At 28.7% G+C, this 20,321-nt stretch carries 21 protein-coding genes; 7 read left to right on the top strand and 14 right to left on the bottom strand.

What is annotated here, in order from left to right:
- Positions 1-12: 12 nt before the first annotated feature.
- The gene (locus tag ACY2RX_RS02585; protein ID WP_490102388.1) at positions 13-825 is read right to left on the bottom strand and encodes a DUF1853 family protein; all 813 of its coding nucleotides are present in this window, start codon (positions 823-825) and stop codon (positions 13-15) included.
- 112 nt (positions 826-937) lie between these two features.
- On the opposite strand from ACY2RX_RS02585, the gene ACY2RX_RS02580 reads away from it, so the two are divergent.
- From ACY2RX_RS02580 to ACY2RX_RS02565, 4 genes are all read left to right on the top strand, one after another.
- Positions 938-1,612 (top strand): DUF2461 domain-containing protein, encoded by a 675-nt coding sequence (locus ACY2RX_RS02580; RefSeq protein ID WP_490102387.1) that lies wholly within the window; start codon positions 938-940, stop codon positions 1,610-1,612.
- The gene (locus ACY2RX_RS02575) at positions 1,612-2,013 is read left to right on the top strand and encodes an acyl-CoA thioesterase (RefSeq protein ID WP_490102386.1); all 402 of its coding nucleotides are present in this window, start codon (positions 1,612-1,614) and stop codon (positions 2,011-2,013) included. The genes ACY2RX_RS02580 and ACY2RX_RS02575 overlap by 1 nt, the downstream gene beginning before the upstream one ends.
- 334 nt (positions 2,014-2,347) lie before the next feature.
- A complete protein-coding gene (locus ACY2RX_RS02570) occupies positions 2,348-3,469 on the top strand; it encodes a DEAD/DEAH box helicase (protein WP_490102385.1) in 1,122 nt (373 codons plus the stop codon).
- Between the two features lies 1 nt (position 3,470).
- Positions 3,471-4,097 carry a trimeric intracellular cation channel family protein gene (locus ACY2RX_RS02565; protein WP_490102384.1) on the top strand — a complete coding sequence of 209 codons (627 nt, stop codon included), beginning with the start codon at positions 3,471-3,473 and terminating at the stop codon, positions 4,095-4,097.
- Positions 4,098-4,187: 90 nt separating this feature from the next.
- On the opposite strand, the gene ACY2RX_RS02560 is transcribed toward ACY2RX_RS02565, so the two are convergent.
- Positions 4,188-6,395 (bottom strand): endonuclease MutS2, encoded by a 2,208-nt coding sequence (locus ACY2RX_RS02560; RefSeq protein WP_490102383.1) that lies wholly within the window; start codon positions 6,393-6,395, stop codon positions 4,188-4,190.
- A gap of 81 nt (positions 6,396-6,476) precedes the next feature.
- Here ACY2RX_RS02560 and ACY2RX_RS02555 point away from each other — a divergent pair, with 81 nt between their 5' ends.
- On the top strand, positions 6,477-7,142 hold the full coding sequence (locus tag ACY2RX_RS02555) for a uracil-DNA glycosylase (RefSeq protein WP_490102382.1): 666 nt from the start codon (positions 6,477-6,479) through the stop codon (positions 7,140-7,142).
- Between the two features lie 90 nt (positions 7,143-7,232).
- Here the strand turns inward: ACY2RX_RS02555 and ACY2RX_RS02550 are convergent, their stop codons facing one another.
- The 11 genes from ACY2RX_RS02550 to ACY2RX_RS02500 form a co-directional block, all read right to left on the bottom strand.
- Complete coding sequence (locus tag ACY2RX_RS02550) at positions 7,233-7,373, bottom strand: hypothetical protein (RefSeq protein ID WP_490102381.1); 141 nt, start codon at positions 7,371-7,373, stop codon at positions 7,233-7,235.
- Between the two features lie 18 nt (positions 7,374-7,391).
- Positions 7,392-8,252, bottom strand: a complete 861-nt coding sequence (locus tag ACY2RX_RS02545; protein ID WP_490102380.1) for a substrate-binding domain-containing protein — start codon at positions 8,250-8,252, stop codon at positions 7,392-7,394.
- Entirely contained in the window at positions 8,253-9,122 is an 870-nt protein-coding gene (locus ACY2RX_RS02540) for a nucleoside phosphorylase (RefSeq protein ID WP_490102379.1), read from the bottom strand.
- Between the two features lies 1 nt (position 9,123).
- A complete protein-coding gene (locus ACY2RX_RS02535; RefSeq protein WP_490102378.1) occupies positions 9,124-10,068 on the bottom strand; it encodes a DUF1835 domain-containing protein in 945 nt (314 codons plus the stop codon).
- A gap of 49 nt (positions 10,069-10,117) precedes the next feature.
- The gene (locus ACY2RX_RS02530) at positions 10,118-10,441 is read right to left on the bottom strand and encodes a translation initiation factor (protein WP_490102377.1); all 324 of its coding nucleotides are present in this window, start codon (positions 10,439-10,441) and stop codon (positions 10,118-10,120) included.
- A 75-nt stretch (positions 10,442-10,516) separates the two neighbouring features.
- Positions 10,517-11,464, bottom strand: coding sequence for an isopenicillin N synthase family dioxygenase (locus ACY2RX_RS02525; protein ID WP_490102376.1), 948 nt, complete (start codon positions 11,462-11,464; stop codon positions 10,517-10,519).
- A 58-nt stretch (positions 11,465-11,522) separates the two neighbouring features.
- Positions 11,523-12,257 (bottom strand): DUF6048 family protein, encoded by a 735-nt coding sequence (locus ACY2RX_RS02520; RefSeq protein ID WP_490102375.1) that lies wholly within the window; start codon positions 12,255-12,257, stop codon positions 11,523-11,525.
- Complete coding sequence (locus tag ACY2RX_RS02515) at positions 12,229-12,717, bottom strand: DUF6452 family protein (RefSeq protein ID WP_490102374.1); 489 nt, start codon at positions 12,715-12,717, stop codon at positions 12,229-12,231. Before ACY2RX_RS02515 ends, ACY2RX_RS02520 begins: the two co-directional genes overlap by 29 nt.
- Positions 12,718-12,782: 65 nt before the next feature.
- Complete coding sequence (gene rlmD / locus ACY2RX_RS02510) at positions 12,783-14,234, bottom strand: 23S rRNA (uracil(1939)-C(5))-methyltransferase RlmD (RefSeq protein ID WP_490102373.1); 1,452 nt, start codon at positions 14,232-14,234, stop codon at positions 12,783-12,785.
- Between the two features lie 162 nt (positions 14,235-14,396).
- Positions 14,397-15,089 carry a YiaD family glycine zipper/OmpA-like lipoprotein gene (locus ACY2RX_RS02505; RefSeq protein ID WP_490102372.1) on the bottom strand — a complete coding sequence of 231 codons (693 nt, stop codon included), beginning with the start codon at positions 15,087-15,089 and terminating at the stop codon, positions 14,397-14,399.
- A 17-nt stretch (positions 15,090-15,106) separates the two neighbouring features.
- Complete coding sequence (locus tag ACY2RX_RS02500; protein ID WP_490102371.1) at positions 15,107-15,586, bottom strand: lipocalin family protein; 480 nt, start codon at positions 15,584-15,586, stop codon at positions 15,107-15,109.
- A 278-nt stretch (positions 15,587-15,864) separates the two neighbouring features.
- On the opposite strand from ACY2RX_RS02500, the gene rocD reads away from it, so the two are divergent.
- The gene (rocD, locus tag ACY2RX_RS02495) at positions 15,865-17,109 is read left to right on the top strand and encodes an ornithine--oxo-acid transaminase (protein ID WP_490102370.1); all 1,245 of its coding nucleotides are present in this window, start codon (positions 15,865-15,867) and stop codon (positions 17,107-17,109) included.
- 107 nt (positions 17,110-17,216) lie between these two features.
- On the top strand, positions 17,217-17,657 hold the full coding sequence (locus tag ACY2RX_RS02490) for a DUF5362 family protein (protein ID WP_490102369.1): 441 nt from the start codon (positions 17,217-17,219) through the stop codon (positions 17,655-17,657).
- Between the two features lie 7 nt (positions 17,658-17,664).
- Here the strand turns inward: ACY2RX_RS02490 and ACY2RX_RS02485 are convergent, their stop codons facing one another.
- Positions 17,665-20,268 (bottom strand): AsmA family protein, encoded by a 2,604-nt coding sequence (locus ACY2RX_RS02485; RefSeq protein ID WP_490102368.1) that lies wholly within the window; start codon positions 20,266-20,268, stop codon positions 17,665-17,667.
- Positions 20,269-20,321 lie beyond the last annotated feature (53 nt).

Raw genomic sequence — 20,321 nt, 5'->3', positions numbered from 1 at the left:
AGTTCCTTTTTTTTACCACCAAACCAAAAATATTTTTTGAATCTCTCCATTTGGTTTTTTTAACCAACAAAGTGGAGCAAACTTTCTTTCTAAAAACGCATTTGATAATTCTTTAAATTCATCAAAATTTAACCAGTTTACATTTTTATGCGGAATAACAATCCAGTCTTTTTTATTGGGGATATAAAATTTAGCATTTTTAAACAGATGTAACTCTTTTATGTTGATGTAAAACCCAACAATACAATCAGAATTTAATTGTTTAAAGCTGATATTTTTTTCTGAAAACGGAACAAATAATAGCGCTTTAAAGTAAACTTGTTGTTCGATTTCTTCTGATGTTAAGTAGATGGTTTTTAAATATTCAGAACATTCATTAGCGTAGAGAAGTGGCAGTTGTTTTTCTTTGAGTTTGGTTAATTTTTCTAGTAAAGAATCTTTTCTGTTGGGGCCAATAAAATGTTCAATTTCAGTTTTTCCAAAAGATGAATCATACAAGTAAAACTTATAAATAATTTCTAAATGAATCATTTTATTGTCTTTTTTAATGATACAATCTAGTTCACCTAAAGTTCTTTTATCTTGCTGAATTTGAACATTTTCGCATAAAATTTTAATCTTGCTATGTTGCTCTAATTGAAAAAAAACCAAACGCTCAATATATTTTCCCAAACGCAATTTATCATCAATTTCAATATCAATTTTTGATGAAATAATTTCAATTTTAAATTGATTTAAGTCAAAAACAGCATTATCTTTCCACAAACAATTTGTCTGTAAAAAGCCTTCATATCTTTTTTGCGTATTTTTTATTTTTTGATGCATTTCAGTTTTTCAAATTTAAAGAATTATCATTCAGCTTGTTAGAATAATAACTAAATTCGTGTCAAAATATTTAGCAATTATTTTGTAAATTGAAATTTTAAAACTCATCAAAATGCAATTCGAAAAAAGTAGTTTTCAGTTCTTAAAAGACTTACAAAAAAATAATAATAGAGATTGGTTTGCAGACAACAAACCCACTTATACAAAAGCGCAACAGAATGCCAAAGCCGTTTTTGCCGCAATTAACAATAAATTACAAGCACATGATGAAATAGAAAAATCTAAAATGATGCGAATTTATAGAGATGTGCGTTTTTCTAAAGACAAAACTCCTTATAAAGCTCATTTTGCAAATTCTTTTTCTAGATTAGGCAAGGAATTAAGAGGCGGTTATTTTTTAAGAATTAGACCAGGAGAATCCTTTTTAGCGGGTGGTTTTTGGGAACCTAACAAAGAAGATTTATTTAGAATTAGAAAAGAAATAGAACAAGATGCTTCTGAAATTTATGAAATTTTAGAAGAAAAAAACTACAAAAAACATTTTGGAGGCAAGTTTGAAAGTTTTGGAGAACTAAAAACGGCACCAAGAGGTTTTGATAAAGAACATCCAGCTATAGATTTATTGCGTAAAAAAGGATTTATTGCCGTTAAAAACTTTACAGATAAAGAGGTTTTAGCTGATGATTTTATTGATAAAGTTGATGAATCTTACAAAGCTTTACGTCCGTTTTTTAATTTATTTAGCAATATTTTAACCACTAATTTAAATGGAGAATCTTTAATTTAATGACCTCAATTTTTGAATTAAAAATAAAAGTTTCATCCGAAGATATAGACAGTTTACAACACATCAATAACTTAGTTTATATTAAATGGATGGATAAAATTGCAACCATACATTGGAATCATTTAACTAAAGATAACCCTTTGCCACAATATATTTGGGTAGTAATTAGGCACGAAATTGATTATTTAAAACAGGCAGGTTTAGAAGATGAAATAACCGTAAAAACTTGGGTAGGAGAAACCAAAGGAATAACTTCTGTTCGTTTTATGGAGTTCTTTAAAAATGATGTTTTGTTAGTGAAAGCAAAAACAACTTGGGTTATGTTAGATGCAAAAACATTGAAACCAACTAGAATTAGAGAAAATGTTTTAAAAGTATTGTTACCACAAAATCACAATTAGTTTTACTTAGTATTCATTTTTCATTCAAACAATTAACGTCAACTTTAACTTGTTTCTAGTTCTCATAAAAATAAATTTAAGAATAAATTAAAAAACCTTTTAAACACTTAGCGTTAATAATATTTTATTGAAAATCAAATTAGCAGGGCAGAATCATACTTTTATAATTAGCAAAATTATTATTGAATAGTCATCTATAAATTCGTGAATTCGTGGCTAAAGTTTGTATTATATTTCTTTTTTAAAAAAGTGTGATTTTGCCCTAATCAAATTCGTATAAATCTGTGCAATTCGTGTCATTATAAACTATCTTTGCAAAAAATTAAGATACAAAATGTCAACATTTTCATCCTTAGGAATACGCAAAGATTATATAAAATCTATCAAAGAACTGGGTATTTCTATACCTACAGAAATTCAAGAAAAAACGATTCCTGTTTTATTAAATGCTAAAACCGATTTTATTGGTTTGGCGCAAACAGGTACTGGTAAAACAGCGGCTTTTGGTTTGCCTGTTTTACATCAAATTGATGCAAAATCAGACAATATTCAAGCGTTAATTTTATCACCAACAAGAGAATTAGTACAGCAAATTAAAAAACAATTATTCAAGTTTACAAAATATGTAGATGAAAGAATTTTTGTGGAAGTTGTTTTTGGAGGCGAAAAAATTGATAGACAAATTAATAATTTAAAAAGAACCACACATATTGTGGTTGCAACTCCAGGTAGATTAATCGATTTAATTGAAAGAGGTTCTGTAGATATCAGTCACGTAAAAACGGTAGTTTTAGACGAAGCTGATGAAATGTTGAGTATGGGTTTTAAACAAGATTTGAATAGAATCTTAAAGTTTACCACAAAATCTGATAGAAAAACGTGGTTATTTTCGGCAACAATGCCAGATGAAATTAAGCGTATTGTAAAAACTTATATGGATGCTAATGCGCCAAGAATTGAAATCAACAGAAATTCTTTGGTAAATGCAAATATCAGACATCAATTTGCAAGAACAACTCTAAAAGAAAAAACGAATGATATTGTTACTTTTTTAGAAAAAAGACAAGCGCATAGAGGTATTATATTTTGTAGAACTAAAGCAGGAGCCCAAAATTTAGCAAAACAATTAATTGAAGAAGGGTTTTCTACGGCAGCTTTAGAAGGAGATATGCAACAAAAAGAACGCGATAAAGTAATGCGTGCTTTTAAAAATGAATCTTTGCAATATTTAATTTCTACAGATGTTTCTGCTCGCGGAATAGATGTTAGTGGTTTAGAATTTGTAGTTCATCATCAACTCCCAGAAAAATTAGAATACTATACTCATAGAAGTGGTAGAACTGCAAGAGCAGGAAAAACAGGAACTTCAATTGCATTTATTTTGCCATCAGAAATTGAGAAAGTGCATCAAATTCAAAAAGAATTAAATATAAAATTTACAGAAGTTACTGTGTAAAATGGAACTGATTTATGTTTTAGATATTTTAGGAACTTTTGCTTTTGCTATTAGTGGTGCTTTAGTTGCTTCGGATAAAAAGTTCGATTTATTTGGTGTCATAATTATTGCATTTGTAACTGCTGTTGGTGGCGGAATGTTGCGCGATGTTTTAATTGATGCACATCCCATAAATTGGATTGGAGATTTAAATTATTTATATACAATTCTCATAGCAGTAGTACTTACTTTTTTATTTAAAAGTAAAATTTTACCATTAAGTAAAACTATGTTTTTGTTTGATACTGTTGGCCTAGGTGTTTTTACTTTGTTAGGTTTACAAAAAGGACTTACTTTTAATTTGCATCCAATAATGGCCTTAATTATGGGCGTTATTTCTGCAGTTTTTGGTGGCGTTTTACGTGATGTTTTAACCAATAAAGTTCCATTAATTTTTGAAAAAGAGATATACGCTTCTGCTTGTTTAGCAGGTGGAATTACTTATTTACTTTTAAATCATTTTAACTTATTAGAAAATATCGTTTTTGTAATTTCTGCTACTGTAATTGTTGTTATTAGAGTAATTGCTGTAAAGTTTCACTTACAATTACCCAAAATAAAAGATGATGTTTTTGGAAAATCATCATAAAAAATTACACTGTCCAAAACTTTGTATAAATATCATTTCTGAAGATTTACCTTTTTTAAAACTTTAAACTGTGTAAATAGAAAATCAGCATTAATTTTTAGCTTTTTCAACCAATTCTAGTTTCTCTACAGAAGTTTTTGTAGTGAAGATTCCGTAGTTAATTGTGACACTTTTTTTATCAATTTTATCAATTGTACCCACAGAATTAGAGTCTATAATTCTAACTCTGTCATTAATTTTATAAACATAATTTGCTTTGGCTTTTGCCATTTTTGCCGCTTCTATTTTCTTTTCTTTACGAACTTCTACAACTTTTTTTAAAACTTCTTTTTCTACTTTTTTAATAACTTCTTGTTGTTGTTTTACGGCAACTTTTGCTTTTTGTTTTTGAGCTTTTGTTTTAGGTTTTACAGGGTTTTTCTTAATGTGTTTTACTTTTTCATCTGCAACCCATTTATTAAAATTAATGTTCAGTTCCTTTTTATTATTCGTTTGAAAGTATTTGTTTAAAAGTTCATTGGTTTTTCTACCCAAAGAAAGCATCTTCTGATTTTGGTCATACAATTCTTGAAAACCTGCTAATTTTGCTTGAATTTTACTTTCTTTTTCTTGTAAACTTTCTAAATGTTCTTGCCCTTTTGATTTTTGCTTTTCTAAATTATCTGAGTTTTTTTGCAATCTATTTCGCTCTTTTTGCAATTTAGAAATTGTTTTATCTAAACGCACTTTTTCGGTTTCAACACGTTTTTTTGCCTTGTTAATTAAGCTAAATGGAATTCCGTTTTTTTGCGCAACTTCAAAAGTAAAAGAACTACCTGCTTGCCCAATGAACAATCTATACAAAGGTTCTAAAGAACGCTCATCAAATTGCATATTGGCATTGGTAACATTCTCTAATTCGTTGGCTAAAACTTTAAGGTTAGAGTAGTGGGTGGTAATAATTCCGAATGCTTTTTTGTTGTAAAATTCTTCTAAAAATATTTCTGCTAAAGCACCTCCTAATTCAGGGTCAGAACCCGTGCCAAATTCATCAATTAAAAACAACGTATTTTTATTACATTTTCGTAAAAAATAACGCATATTTTTTAAACGATAACTATATGTACTTAACTGATTTTCAATAGATTGGTTGTCTCCAATATCAGTTAATACCCTATCAAATATATATGTTTGACTGCGTTCATCAACAGGAATTAAAATACCACTTTGTAGCATAATTTGCAATAAACCAATGGTTTTTAAGGTAATACTTTTTCCACCTGCATTGGGTCCAGAAATAACAATAATTTGCTGTTTATGGTTTAATTCTAAAGTTTGAGAAACCGTTTTTAATTTTTGCTGTTTATTTTTTTTCCATAAAATGGGATGGTATGCGTTTTTAAAAAAAATCTTTTTTTCTTTGGTTATTTTAGGTAAAATAGCATTCATTTCTTGAGCATATTTTGCTTTTGCACCAATAGCATCTAGATGAATTAAAAAAGCTAAATAGGCTTCTAAAAGATAAACTGATGGACGAATTGTTGCAGATAAATCGCGCAAAATTTTTACGATTTCTTGCTTTTCATCATAAATTAAGTTCTGATATTCTCTTGCATAAGAAAGTGTTGCTTGCGGAGCTATATAAACAATATTACCAGATTTTGATGCGCCTAATAAACTACCTGAAACTTTTTTTCTATGCATAGCAGAAACCGCCAAAACTCGCTGATTATCTATAACTGTTTCTTTAATGTCATCTAAATAACCTGCAGCAATTGCTTTAGATAATGCAGATGAAAAACTTGCACCTATTTTACCACGAACGTGGTTGATATCTTTTCTAATTTGTTTTAAAACGGGTGAAGCATTGTTTTTTACTTCGCCAGAAATATCAATAATTTTCTTTATTTCATCATTAATATAAGTTGTGAATTCTATTTGTTGAGAAAGCTCAAAAAAAGTTGTAAATTGAATCTTAAATTTTTTAAAAAACTTAATCAATTCATTTACAGTGAGTGAAGTTGTAGCAATCTTTAAAAAAGCGTCTGTTTCTATAAAACTGTTTTCTATTGCCAAACGCTTTATACTTTCTGATATATTATCAAACCCGTGATTTGGTATTCTATTTTCGCTTTCAAAAGACGAAACATATTCGTTTACTAAGTATAACTCTTTAAAAAGTGTTTTTTTGTTTATAATTGGCTGAATTTCTAAAACACTTTGTTTGCCCAAATCAGAAATACAATATTCTGCAACTTGTTGTAAAACAGTTGTAAATTCTAAATCTTGTAATGTTTTATCGGAAATATTAGTATTCAAAGTTGTAATTTTGTTTTTGTATAGATTTCTGAGTTTTTTAAAACCTCTAAGGTCTAAAATCATCAACAAAAATAAGAAACAATGCAAGTAAAAATAGCTGATAGTTGGAAAATTATTTTACAACAAGAGTTTGAAAAAGAATATTTTAAAAGCTTAGCTGAATTTGTAAGAAACGAATATCAGACAAACATTTGTTATCCAAAAGGAAAAGATATTTTTGCAGCATTTGATTTTTGCTCTTTTAACGATTTAAAAGTGGTTATTATTGGGCAAGATCCTTATCACGGACCAAATCAAGCAAATGGTTTGTGTTTTTCGGTAAAAGATAACATTGCACATCCGCCTTCATTAATGAATATTTTTAAAGAAATTTCTACAGATTTAAATAAAAAATATCCACAAAGTGGAAATTTAGAAAGATGGGCAAAACAAGGTGTTTTGTTATTAAATGCAACTTTAACAGTAAGAGCTCACCAAGCTGGAAGCCATCAAAAAAAAGGATGGGAAATTTTTACTGATGAAGTGATTCAACAAATTTCTAGCCAAAAAGAGCATATAGTTTTTTTACTTTGGGGAGGCTTTGCAAAAAAGAAATCTAAATTAATTGATAAAAAAAAGCATTATATTTTAGAATCAGGACATCCATCTCCTTTGAGTGCAAATAGGGGCTATTGGTTTGGTAATCAGCATTTTTCTAAAACAAATAGTTTTTTAAAATCGATACATAAAAAAGAAATTAACTGGTAGTTTTTAAAACGTACTGAAATAAATTCAGTACAAGAAAAAATCCGATAAAAGCGGATTCATTGAATTTAAAATTAAGAAACAAACTGATTTTTAAGTTAAATCTGCTTGTTGTATTGTTGTTTGAATAGTTGTTGAATTATTCGCTAAACCACAAGATTTAGACGTACTTCTACAAGAAGATAAACAAAGAATTCCTAAAACACAAATTGCAATAAATACTACTTTTTTCATTTTAAAGGGTTTTATGCGTTAAATGTACATATTTTTTATAAACATTCCCGAACTTTTCTTCCTTTGAATAACGTTAAAGTTGAGCATTTTATTTTGTATGCGGGTAATTAAATTTTTTGTGATGGGTTTGCCAGCATTCCATTCTGTAATTTTTAACCATTTCTGAATGTCTTCTAGTTGCTGCTCATATCTTTTAGCTAAAATTTTATCAATATTATCAATCTTTTTAAAGTCTTTTGTTTCAGCATTTATAATGTCTAAAACTTTTTTTACTTCTTCAAAATTATCTTCTAAAACTTCATTTCTAACAGCTACAACAAAACAAGGCCAAGGAGTAGGGCAGTTGTCAATTCTTCTAAAAGTACCATTATCTACCAACGGTTTTGTTGTAAAATGTTCCCACATAAAATAATCTGCAGCACCGTTTGTAAGTGCATCAATTCCGCCTTGTAAATTACCAACCACTTTAAATTTTTGCTTAGAAATATCCCAACCTTGGTTATATGCGTTTACAATTGCCATTAAATGAGAACCAGAACCAAATCTGCTAATTGCAATTGTGGCGTGTTCTAAATCTTTACTATTTTTAAATTTTGATTTTGCACCCACGTGAATTCCCCAAATAAGTGGACTTTTAACAAAAGTTTGCACAATTTTAGAGGGATTGCCAGCTGCAATATCTTTAATAATTCCTTCAGTTAACACAATAGCAATATCAACAGCACCTTCTCTTAAAGCTTTGCACATTTGTCCTGTTCCGCCAGGATAATCTGTCCAACGTAAATTAATACCTTTTTTAGTGTATTCTTTGTTCTTTAAGGTGATGTACCAAGGGTAATTAAAATGCTCAGGAACGCCACCAACTTTTAAGTTGGTCATTTAGGCTACTAATTTATTTAAAGCATAAATAATTAAATTTGCCACGGCTTTACCAGGGTTTTCACTAAAAGTTCCATTAGCTCTATTGGCAATAATTGCATTTATAGAACAGGTTTTGTGTCCTAATAATTTTGATAATCCGTAAATAGCAGAAGTTTCCATTTCTAAATTGGTTATTCTGTATCCATTAAAATTAAAACTATCAATTTTATGATTTAAATTATGGTCTTGCAATGCTAAACGTAAAATTCTTCCTTGCGGACCATAAAAACCGCCAGCTGTTGCTGTAATTCCAGTAAAAGTTTTATCTGAAGAAAGTTTGTTTTCTAATTCTTTATTGTTAGAAATAATGATAGGATATGCTTTTTTTGAACTCCAATGGGTGTGTTTTACAAAAGCATTTTCAATATCAACATTTGTAATTCCGTCAATTTGATAGGAGTGAAGCAATCCATTTAAATCTAATCCGTGCGAACTTACCACAAAAGAATCTACAGGAATATCTGCTTGTAAAGAACCAGACGTACCAATTCTTACAATATTTAAAGAGGTTAAGTTCTCTTTGGGTTGCCTTGTTTCTAAATCGATATTAACAAGTGCGTCTAATTCGTTTAAAACAATGTCAATATTATCGGGTCCAATACCTGTAGACATTACAGAAAAACGTTTGTTTTTATAAGTACCTGTTGTGGTTTTAAATTCTCTTTTTTGAGTTGTAAACTCAATAGTATCAAAGTGTTTAGAGATTTTATCAACTCTATCTTGATCGCCAACAAAAATTATATCATTGGCAATATGTTCTGGTCTTAAATTTAAATGGTATACACTTCCATCAGGATTTAAGATGAGTTCAGATTGTTTTATAGACATTTTAAGATGTAATTTTTAATAGTTTTTCTGATTGATTATTAAATAAAAAACTATATTTTTTTGCTCCACCAAGATACGAATTTTCATTGCGAAGTTCACGATAAAAATTCATTTGATTTTCTAAAACTTTTTTACCTTTTCTAGATAGTTTTACAGGGTTAAAGGAAGTAAATAACTTTTGAAGTTGCTCTATTTTATGTTCATACTGTAAATCTCCAAAACCATAATTTTCTTGGTCTTTTAATAATTTTACAATTAGTTGATTTTTAGAAGTTAAAGTATAATTATTTGCCGTTTTTAAAATAGTATTTTCAATTTTATTTAAACCATTACTTATAGAAGGGAATCTTACTAAATGGGCTTCTATTGCAGAAACTAAATACTGAAAAGGAGACTTTGAGTTGTATTTGTATACAGTTTCTAAACGTAATGGACTCTCAGAACAGTACAATTGCCAAATATAATCTGCATATTCTATATCATCTACACTTAAATCTATTCTGTTTTTATAATGTTGATGAATTTGACTTTCTGTTAATTCTGATAAACTTTTTAACTTTTCAGAACCTTTTATTTTACCACTACAAACCAAAGAAATATGATATCCTTTTCTGTAAGTTTTTAGCCAACTGAGAACTGCTAACATATTAATTTGACAAAATAAATCGTATTCAAACCACAATACAATTTCTTTACTTTCTTTTTTATTACAAAGATTTCTGTATTCTTTTAGAGTAAAATCAATAAACTTTTTCTTGCTAATTTTATAGGATGATTTAAAAAACTGAAATCTATTTTTCCAAAACGTTTCGCTACCAACATCAGTAGTAGTTTTACCTTCACACAACATCTCTCTCCAAGTTATAAAATCTCCAGAAAAATGAAGTTTTTTTAGATAATTTGTAGTACTATCTCCATTTGTAATATGCAATATTGAAGAACTCATAATTTTAAACAACGTTTTTTGTTATTATTTATTGTGCGATTGTTAATAACTAACCTCCAACACGTTTTACTTTAAACCCTTTTTCTTTTAACATTGTCATTATTTTATCTCTATAATCACCTTGAATAATTATTTTATCATCTTTAAAACTACCTCCAACAGACAATTTCTTTTTTATTTCTTTTGCTAATATTTTAAAGTCTGATGTTGCTCCTGTATAACCTTCTAAAATAGTAATAGGTTTTCCTTTTCGCTTTTCATATTTGCAAATAATTGGTTCCTCTTGTAGCCAAATATTCGATTTTTCTACAATTGGTTCTGTAGTTTCTTTATGATTAGGAAATAAATTTTTTAATTGGTCTTTAAAATCCATTTTGTTTAGTTTGCTGTATTCAGTGGCAGTATTCAGTCAGTTTGCTACAGTAAACTGAAGACTGCAAACTGTCTACTATTTTTTTAAACCTAATTCTTTTAAACGTTCCTCTAAAAATTCTCCTGCTGTAATATCATCAAATTGTTTTGGGTTATTTTCATCAATACAATTTTCTAAAACATCTAATTTCATATCAGAAACAGGATGCATAAAAAATGGTATTGAATAACGCGATGTTCCCCATAATTCTTTTGGTGGGTTCACAACTCTATGGATGGTAGATTTAAGCTTGTTATTACTGTGACGTGACAACATATCTCCCACATTAATCATTAATTCATCGGGTGCTGCCATAGCATCAATCCAATCTCCATTATGATTTTGAACTTGCAATCCTTTTCCTTGAGCGCCCATTAAGAGTGTAATTAAATTAATGTCTCCATGAGCTGCAGCTCTTTCTGCTCCTTTGGGTTCTTCTTTTATTGGTGGATAATGAATTGGGCGCAAAATGCTATTTCCATTTTTAATGTAATTATCAAAATAAGTTTCTTCTAAACCTAAATGTAGAGCTAAAGAACGCAAAACATATTTCGCTGTTTTTTCTAACATTTTATAGGTTTGTTTGCCAACTTCATTAAATTTTGGCAATTCTTTTACAGTTACATTTTCTGGATACTCATCAGCATATTTAGAGTCTTTATCTACATATTGACCAAAATGCCAAAACTCTTTTAAATCGCCTTCTTTTTTTCCTTTGGCAGATTCTTTTCCAAAAGAGACATAGCCTCTTTGACCACCAATTCCTGGTATTTCGTATTTTTCTTTGGTTGATGTGGGTAAATCAAAAAAGTTTTTGATTTCTGCATATAAATTATCTACTAATGTATTGTCTAAAAAATGACCTTTTAGAGCTACAAAACCAATGTTTTCGTACGCGTGACCAATTTCATCGATAAATTTTTGTTTACGAGTTTTATCATCAGATAAAAAATCTGCTAAATTTACACTTGGTATTTTATTCATAGTTTGGTGATTTTAAAAAAATGGATGCTAAAGTTAGTAAAAAATCAACAAACCAAATTTATTTTTTTTGAAACGGAATTAAATAGGTAAGTGTGTAATTAAATCCAAAGCCAGTTCCGCTACTAAAAATCCTATTAAACCCAGGAGCATATAAGGATTTAAAATTTTTTGGGTCTTTAACACTCATCAAAATTTTGTAAGAACCACTAAAAGTGATAAAGAAATTTTTAAAAGCTTCTGCTCTAAAACCAATAACAATTTCTGACCAATGTGCGTTTAAACCAGTTGCTGTAACTGGAGTTGTGATTGGTTTTGTGGGGAAATAGGGTGGAGTATTGGTTTCTGCTGTAACTACATTTGGTGTGTAGCTGTTAAGTGTTTGTTCAAAAATGCTAAATCCATAACGATATCCTATAAAGATTTCGTTGTTCATATCTAACCAATTTTTGTATGCATTATAGTTAAATCCTATTCTAATATAGCTTCCTTTTGCAGTAGAATTTGTGTAATCTTCTTGTGTAGTTTCTTTTTCGAAACCAAGTTCTGCAGCAGCATAAAAACGTTTTGAGAGTCTATAATCTCCTACAATTTCATAACCATAATAATCACCGTCAAATTGTGCCAATATTGGTTTGCTAATATCTATTCCTAAGCGAAATCCGTAAGCAGATTTATAGCTGATAGTATCTTTTTTTGCATCAATTAAAGTATCCTTTTTTTGTTCTTGCGAAAATCCATCAACAAAAACAAATAAGAAACAAATGCTAATGATAAATTTTAACGTGTGCTGCATTTTGATTGTTTATGGTTGTTAATGTTTGGGGCGTAAAACCTTTAATCCAAGAATTATTTGCTGAAAAACTGACATCATTAAAGATGATTCTAAATCCACAAGAGCGTGATACATATTCTTCTTTTGGGGTGTATTCTATGGTAAAAGTTGCAAATTTATTGTTTGCTTTGTTTCCATCTACATCATTCATTTTTAAATGATAAATAGTTTTGTTTTTTAAAGCGTCTAAAGGAATTGCAACACTGTCTTTATTTACACTTTTATAAGCCAAAATAGTGTCTTTATTTTCTGCCCAAATAGATAACTTTTTTGCTCTTTTTGTAATTTGTTTGTTTGTATTATCGTAAAAACGCAATACCAATTTGGGAGTAACTGGGTTTTGCAAACAGAAATCATCTTTTTCGCAGGAAAAATTTATAATAATTGCTAACAATAAAAAAATGTAAGTATATCTTTTCATTCTAATTTAATTCAATACCAAAAGTACGTTTTTTCTTTTTTGTAGAAAACGTTAAAAAAGAAGTTTTATTTCTCAAACAAAACCACTGTTTCAATATGAGATGTATGCGGAAATTGATCTACCAAACTCATTTTTTTAATAAGGTAACCAGCTTCTTTTAACAGTGCTGTATCTCTAGCTTGTGTTGAAGGATTACAAGAAACATACACCATTCTGTCTGCATTTAAATGGATGATTTTCTGTAATGTTTTTGGGGAAATTCCTGCTCTTGCAGGATCTAAAATAATAGTCTTTATTTTGTTTTTATACTCAGGATGTTGGTATAAAAACTTACCCACATCAGCTGCATAAAACTCCAAACCTTCAATATTGTTTCTTTTGGTATTTTTTTGAGCATCTTTAATTGCCGAAGCAACAATATCTACGCCCACAATTTTTGTATTTTTACTTCTAGAAGCAACAATTTGTCCAATAGTTCCTGTTCCGCAAAACAAATCCATAACAACAGTGTTATCTACTTTTGTTTTGTCTTCCAAAACATATTCAACAACTTTAGCATAGAGTTTTTCTGCGGATTTTGGGTTGGTTTGAAAAAAGCTTTTCATACTGATTTCAAAATTTAAACCTAACAATTCTTCAACAATTTTATCTTTTCCATACACTAAATCAATGCTTCCAGAAGTAGCAATGGTTCTATCGCCAGTTTCATCATTTATAGTGTGCAGCAAACCTGCAACTCTATTACCAAATAATTCTACTAAAAAGTTTGCGAATTTGTTTACATCGAACTTTGGCAAATCATAAGAAGTCGTTACTAAATTGAATAATAACTCGTCAGTTTTAAACGATTTTCTGACAACAAAATACCTGAAAAAACCTTTTCTTTTGGGTCCGTGCCAAGGCTGTAAACCCGTTTCTAAACAATATTTTCTGATGTTTTTTAGATTGTCTTCTAATTCTTTATCAAACAAACCAGAATCTTTTTCTAGATTGTCTCCCATCCACCAAACACCACGTCTTTTAAAACCTAGCGTAAATTCGTCTTTGTCTCTTTTTGTAATTCTATCGTAACCAATGGCAGAAAAACCATATTCCATTTTGTTTCTATAGTGAAATACTTTTGGTGAAGTGATAAATTCATCATATAAAGCTTCAATATTTTCTACTTTCCCTATTCTTTTAAAAAGTGATAACGTACTTTCTTTTTTATATTGATGTTGTAATTTGATAGGTAATTGAATGTAAGGTGCACCCGGAATATCTTGAAACGGAACTTCAACTTCATCATCAGAAGGTTGTAAAACATCAATTAATTTTGCTTCTGCGTATTTTTTACTCGATTTTTTAATCTGAACTTTAACCAATTGACCAGGCAAAGTATTAGGTACAAATACTACAAAACTACCTTGGTCAGAATGAATTCTAGCAATTCCTTTTCCGCCAAAGGCGTAATCTTCTATTTTTAATTCTAAAATTTGATTTCTTTTTACAAATTTATTGCGTTCTCTACGTGGCATATTTACTTTTCTATATCTAATGCAAAATTAGGAAAACTTATGGTTTTATAACTTTTTAAAAAGAATACTTATGCATCTTTTAAACGATGAAAAAATAATAAACAAAAAAATCTCATTTTTTTAAAAATGAGATTTTTATAATAAAATTAAACAAAAGTATTATTAATTACCAGATTCTTTTTTAGCTTCATTAACCATTTTTTCATTAGCAACAATGGCAAATTCAACTCGTCTGTTTTTACTTCTTCCATCAGCAGTATCATTAGAAGCAATAGGGTTTTCTACACCCAAACCTTTAGTTTTAAATCTCTTACTATCAATTCCTTTTTTGCTTAAATAGTTTTTAACAGCATTGGCTCTTTTTTCAGAAAGCGATAAATTATAATCAGCATTACCTGTACTATCTGTAAAACCAAAAATTACAATATTTGTGTTTTCATAACTTTTAAATACCGGAATTAATTTGTCTAAATTTTCTTTTGCTAGAGTAGTTAAACTAGATTTATTTGTGTTAAATCTAACAGCATTCTCTCCTAAAGAAAGTCTAATTCCTTCCCCAATTCTTTCTACTTCTGCACCAGGTAAAGCAGCTTTAATTTCTCTAGCTTGTTTGTCCATCTTTTTACCTATTACACCCCCTGCAACACCACCAATTACACCACCAATAACCGCACCTAATTCTGAATTATTTTTGTTACCAACATTGTTACCAATAATTGCACCCAAAAGAGCTCCTGCTGTTGTACCAATAACAGCTCCTTTTTGAGTGTTATTTGCATTTTTAGTAGCTTCGCAAGAAGTTAAACTGCTTGAAATTAGCAAAATAGAAAGACTGTAAAATATTATTTTTCTCATAATTGATTCCTTTTTTTTTATTGTTTTTTAAATGTGTATGTAATATTCTTTTTTTGCCCAGCTACGTTAATTTTATCTACCAATTCAAAGCTAGATGTTGTAACATTATTTATTTTTAAAATATAACCTTGACTAACATTTTTAGCTTTATAATCATTAATAAATTTTAATATAAATTCGTTGTCTTTATTAATATACCAAGTTATTGGAGAGCTAAAATCTTTGCAATCAGAGTTTGTATTATTCAAACTCATTTTTCCTTTGTTATTATTAGAAACAAGTGTCCATTTACTTCCAACAAAACACTTAGAATCTTCAATATTAAAAGATTTTACTTTTAAATAATCTTTACCCACATAATTAATAGAAGAAATATACCATTCTCCTTTAATTGTTCTTTCCGTTTTGTTGTTAAGCTTTGTGTTAGTTACTGGTGCAGAAGATTTGCATCCTACCAAAGCAACTAAAAATAGTAGTAATAGTATTGTTTTTTTCATAAATTTTGATTGATTAAATTATAGATTATTTATATAAACATTTATTGTGACACTTAAAAATGTTACAAGTCACTTTATTTTTGTTATTTTTGCACAACTTCAGGGATGATTTCTTTCCCACGCTGAATTTTTAGTATTAACTGAAAGGACAAAGGTAGAAAAGGAATGGTTATTTTACTCGTTTTACGAGTTTAATTTTTATTAATCTTTTGAAAACATTTTTATGTTTTCAATGTTGTTTTTGGAAACTGCAAAAACATTAAACTTTTAAATTTAAAATGGCTGTTTTAGACCACATTTCATCGCAAGAAGCGATGGCATTAGAAAACAAGTATGGAGCGCAAAATTATCATCCACTTCCTGTTGTATTAAGCAAAGGAGAAGGAGTGTATGTTTGGGATGTAGAAGGTAAAAAATATTACGATTTTTTATCAGCTTATTCATCTGTAAACCAAGGACATTGTCATCCGAAAATAGTGGAAGCAATGAACAATCAAGCGCAAACGCTTACATTAACTTCGAGAGCATTTTATAACAATATGCTTGGTAAATATGAAGAATTTATTACCAATTACTTTGGTTTTGATAAAGTATTACCCATAAATACAGGTGCAGAAGCTGTAGAAACCGCTTTAAAAGTTTGTAGAAAATGGGCGTATGAAGTAAAGGGAATTGATACAAACAAAGCTAAAATTATAGTTTGTAAAAACAATTTTCACGGACGTACAACTACTATTGTTTCGTTTTCTAACGACCCAGTTGCGCGTAAAAATTTTGGTCCTTTTACAGACGGATTTATCAAAATTGAATATGATAATTTAAAAGCTTTAGAAGAAACTTTAGAAAGCACTTCAAATATTGCTGGTTTTTTAGTGGAACCTATTCAAGGTGAAGCAGGAGTTTATGTTCCTTCAGAAGGATATTTAGCAGCTGCAAAAGCGTTGTGTAAAAAGTATAATGTATTGTTTATTGCTGATGAAGTTCAGACGGGTATTGCAAGAACTGGTAGAATGTTGGCAGTAGATCATGAAGATGTAAAACCAGATATTTTAATTCTTGGAAAAGCTTTAAGTGGAGGGGTTTATCCTGTTTCTGCAGTCTTAGCTGATAACGAAATTATGAACGTTATAAGACCAGGAAACCATGGCAGTACATTTGGTGGTAATCCTGTTGCGGCTGCTGTTGCAATGGCAGCTTTAACTGTTGTAAAAGATGAAGAATTGACTGAAAATGCAGAACGCTTAGGAGCTATTTTTAGAGAAGAATTATCTAAATTTATTAAAACTTCTAATTTGGTAAGTATTGTAAGAGGTAAAGGCTTATTAAATGCCATTGTTATTAATGATGATGAAGATAGTGATACTGCTTGGAACATCTGTTTACAATTAAGAGACAATGGTTTATTAGCAAAACCAACTCACGGAAATATTATTCGTTTTGCACCGCCTTTGGTAATGAATGAAGAACAATTAAGAGACTGTATTTCTATAATTATTAAAACAATTTCTGAATACAAGAAATAGAGTTAAAAAAATATTTTAAAGCCATAGAATCACTTATTTAAAATAGTGATTTTGTGGCTTCTTTTTTTTGCTTATTTTTGATAAAATAAAAAACAAGAAGAAATATTATGAACAATCCAATTACTCAATTAGAACAATTAACGCTAACAAGTGCTTCTAAAAACTTTTTGAGAGAAACTGCAAAATGGGCTTTTTTTCTTTCTATTTTAGGGTTTTTAATGTTAGGTTTAATGGTAATTTTGGCAATTTTTTCTAATGTTATTTTTGGTATGGCTCAGCAAATACAGCCAGGTATGCCTGCTAACATAGGGCTAATTATGACCATTACCTATTTAGTTTTAGCTATAATCTATTTTTTTCCTGTGTATTATTTATTGCAGTTTTCTAACAAAATGAAAAAAGCCTTAGCAACAAAAGACGATGAAGTCTTAGCAAAATCTTTTCAAATGTTAAAGTCGCATTACAAGTTTATTGGTGTGTTTGCAATTATAACAATATCTTTATATATACTGCTTATTATTGTAATGTCTATGGGAGTTTTAGCTTAGAGTTATTTTAATTCTTCTTTTTAGTTGTGTCTTTTTTCTTTTTACCAAAAAGACCTCCTAAAACTCCTTTTATTATTTTGTTATTTGAATCTTTTTTTTGGGTTGAGTCTTTCTTTTTAATCCCTAGTAAATCTTTTAACTTGTTTTTCCCTTGATTTAATAAAGAGTTTTTTTGTTGCTCTATTAAATTTTTGACTAAAGTAGATGTAGCTTCTTTTATATCTGAAGTAAATTTAGGATTTAAAAAACTACCTGTTAATGTTCCTTTTACAGGAATATTTTTAATATTAGCAACATCTTTTGGCGTTAATTTAGAAATAATATTGGTTACTTCTGAGCCTAAATATTTTACAGGAACATCAAAAATAATATCATATTTCATTGTTTGGTCAAAACTATGATTACCAGAAATTTCTATACCAACGTCTTTATATTTTAGCGGAATTGGTTTTACATTTACTTGTCCGTTTTCAAACGAAAATAAACCAGTGGCTTCGTTTAAATTTAATTTATTAATGTCTAAAAAACTCACTTTTTCTCCTAAGGTGGTAAGTATTTTAGAGTTGCTTGCTTTTAATTTTGTGTTTAATAATTGCCCCAATAAGTTACCTGAAATGGTTTTTAAATTTGGGGTCATATCATCATTTAAATCTCCAGCAACTTTTATGGTAGAATTTATTTTCCCTTCTATAGTTTTTGCAATAGGAGCAATGGCTTTTAGCATTTCTAGATTACCAAAAGAATCTGCAATATTTAGTTCTTTTAGGTCTAAATCCATATTAAATTTTGATGTAGTTCCTTTTGTAGAAACGTTGCCACTAAAAGCAATTTTACCGCCAAAAACATCCGTTTTTAAGTTTTTTAAAGCTACTGTTTCATTTTTAATAAAAAGATCTCCTGTAACATTGGTTAAGTTGATGTTATCATAAACTACTTTTTTTGCATTTGCTGAAAACTTGCAATCTAAAAAAGCGGGTATTTTTAATTTTGCAGCTGAATTTTCTTTATCAGAATTTTTTGTTTCTGTTAAAAAATCGGCAACTATAAAATTGTTAGAATTTAAAATAAAATTACCTTTTAAAACTTCATTCTTAAAAATAAATCCATAGAAATTATTTAAATTTCCTTGTACAGAAAGATCTGATGTGCCAGTTTTGGCATCAAATTTATTTAGTTTTATAGCATTCGGATTAAACGTAATTGCAGTTTGATTGATATAAAATGGTTTTGCAACATCTTTTCCTGCATATTTAAAATTGCGAATGGTAATTTTTCCAGCATTTTTTATGTTCTCATATTTGCCTTTATCAACAGCATTCATATCAAAATTTGTAGCAATATCTGCTTTTAAAACGCCTGCCAATTCTTGCTCTAAACTTACAGGATACACTTTGCCAATATTGGCTAAATTGATGATTCCTTTTGCTTTTAAATTTATGCTTGGGTTTGTAGTTATGTTTTTAATGTTTCCGTTGGCAGTAAAAATATCTTCATCAATTTTAAAATTTAAGGCATTTACAGATAGGTAAGTGTCTTTTGTAAAACCTGTTTTGTTAATGATTTTAGAATCTATATTGATTTTTTCTACAGCTTTGGGTAAATCTGCATATTTAAACATCGCATTTTTTGATGCCACTTGAATATTAAAAGTAGGAATTTTAGTTGCTGTTAAAGTTCCTTTTACGAGTCCATTTACTTCAAAATTTCCATCCGTTTTAATGGTTTTTAAATTGCCTGAATATTGTTTTGGTAATAAGGCTAACGCGTTTTTAAAGGATGAAGTTGGAGTTTTGAATTTAATGTCATAAAACTGATTATCAGTGTTTAACTGTATAAAACCATCAAACTCTAAAGGTAACTGATTTATATAACCTGTGTTTTCTTTAAAAGTATATTTAGCTTTTTTTAAATCAATTTCTAAAACAGCATCTAAAGCAATTTTTACATTATTTATATAGTTGGTTTTATCAAGATTAAAAGATAAAAAACCTGTAGATTTTGTATCGAGATTAAAGATGTCTTTTTCAAAATTTCCTTTTCCTGAATGATTGATTTTTTTAAGACTCATTTTTGTTTTAGAAGCGACATCAACATAATTAAAATCAATATTTTCTAAACTGTATTCTCTAATATTAAAAGAAAAAGAACTGTTTTTGTTTGTATTTGTTGGTGTTTCTTCTTTTAAGGCAATATCAAAATTAGCTTCCTCTTTTTCATTAAAAAGGATGTTAATAGTTCCGTTTTTAGAAGAAATACTTTTAATTTCGATACTTTCATCTGGCTTTTTAAAAAGCTCGGTAATTTTCATATCCAAACTTAATTTTTCTGAACTAAATAAAGTATCGCCAACAAAAGGGGCTTTGTTTGCAACAGAAACATTGCTAACGGTTAAACTTGCTAACGGAAAACTTTTTAAAAGACTTAAATCACTTTCTTTAAAACTTACAGTGGCATTTATATTATTGTTAATGGTTTTGGTTACCATTTCTACAATTTTATCTTTAAAAAAATAAGGTATTAACACTAAGGTAATTAAAATAACTAGAAAAGAAATTGAAAACCATTTTAAGATTTTTTTTCCAATAGATTTCTTTTGTTTTTTCTTATTCATTTTCTTGTTTTTTGCTTTCATTAAAAAAACAAAGAAACTTTAAAAACTTAAAG

The organism is Polaribacter sp. 2405UD43-2, assembly GCF_058147125.1.
The sequence above is the reverse complement of the archived record's forward strand: the minus strand, read 5'-3'. Positions and strand labels throughout refer to the sequence as shown.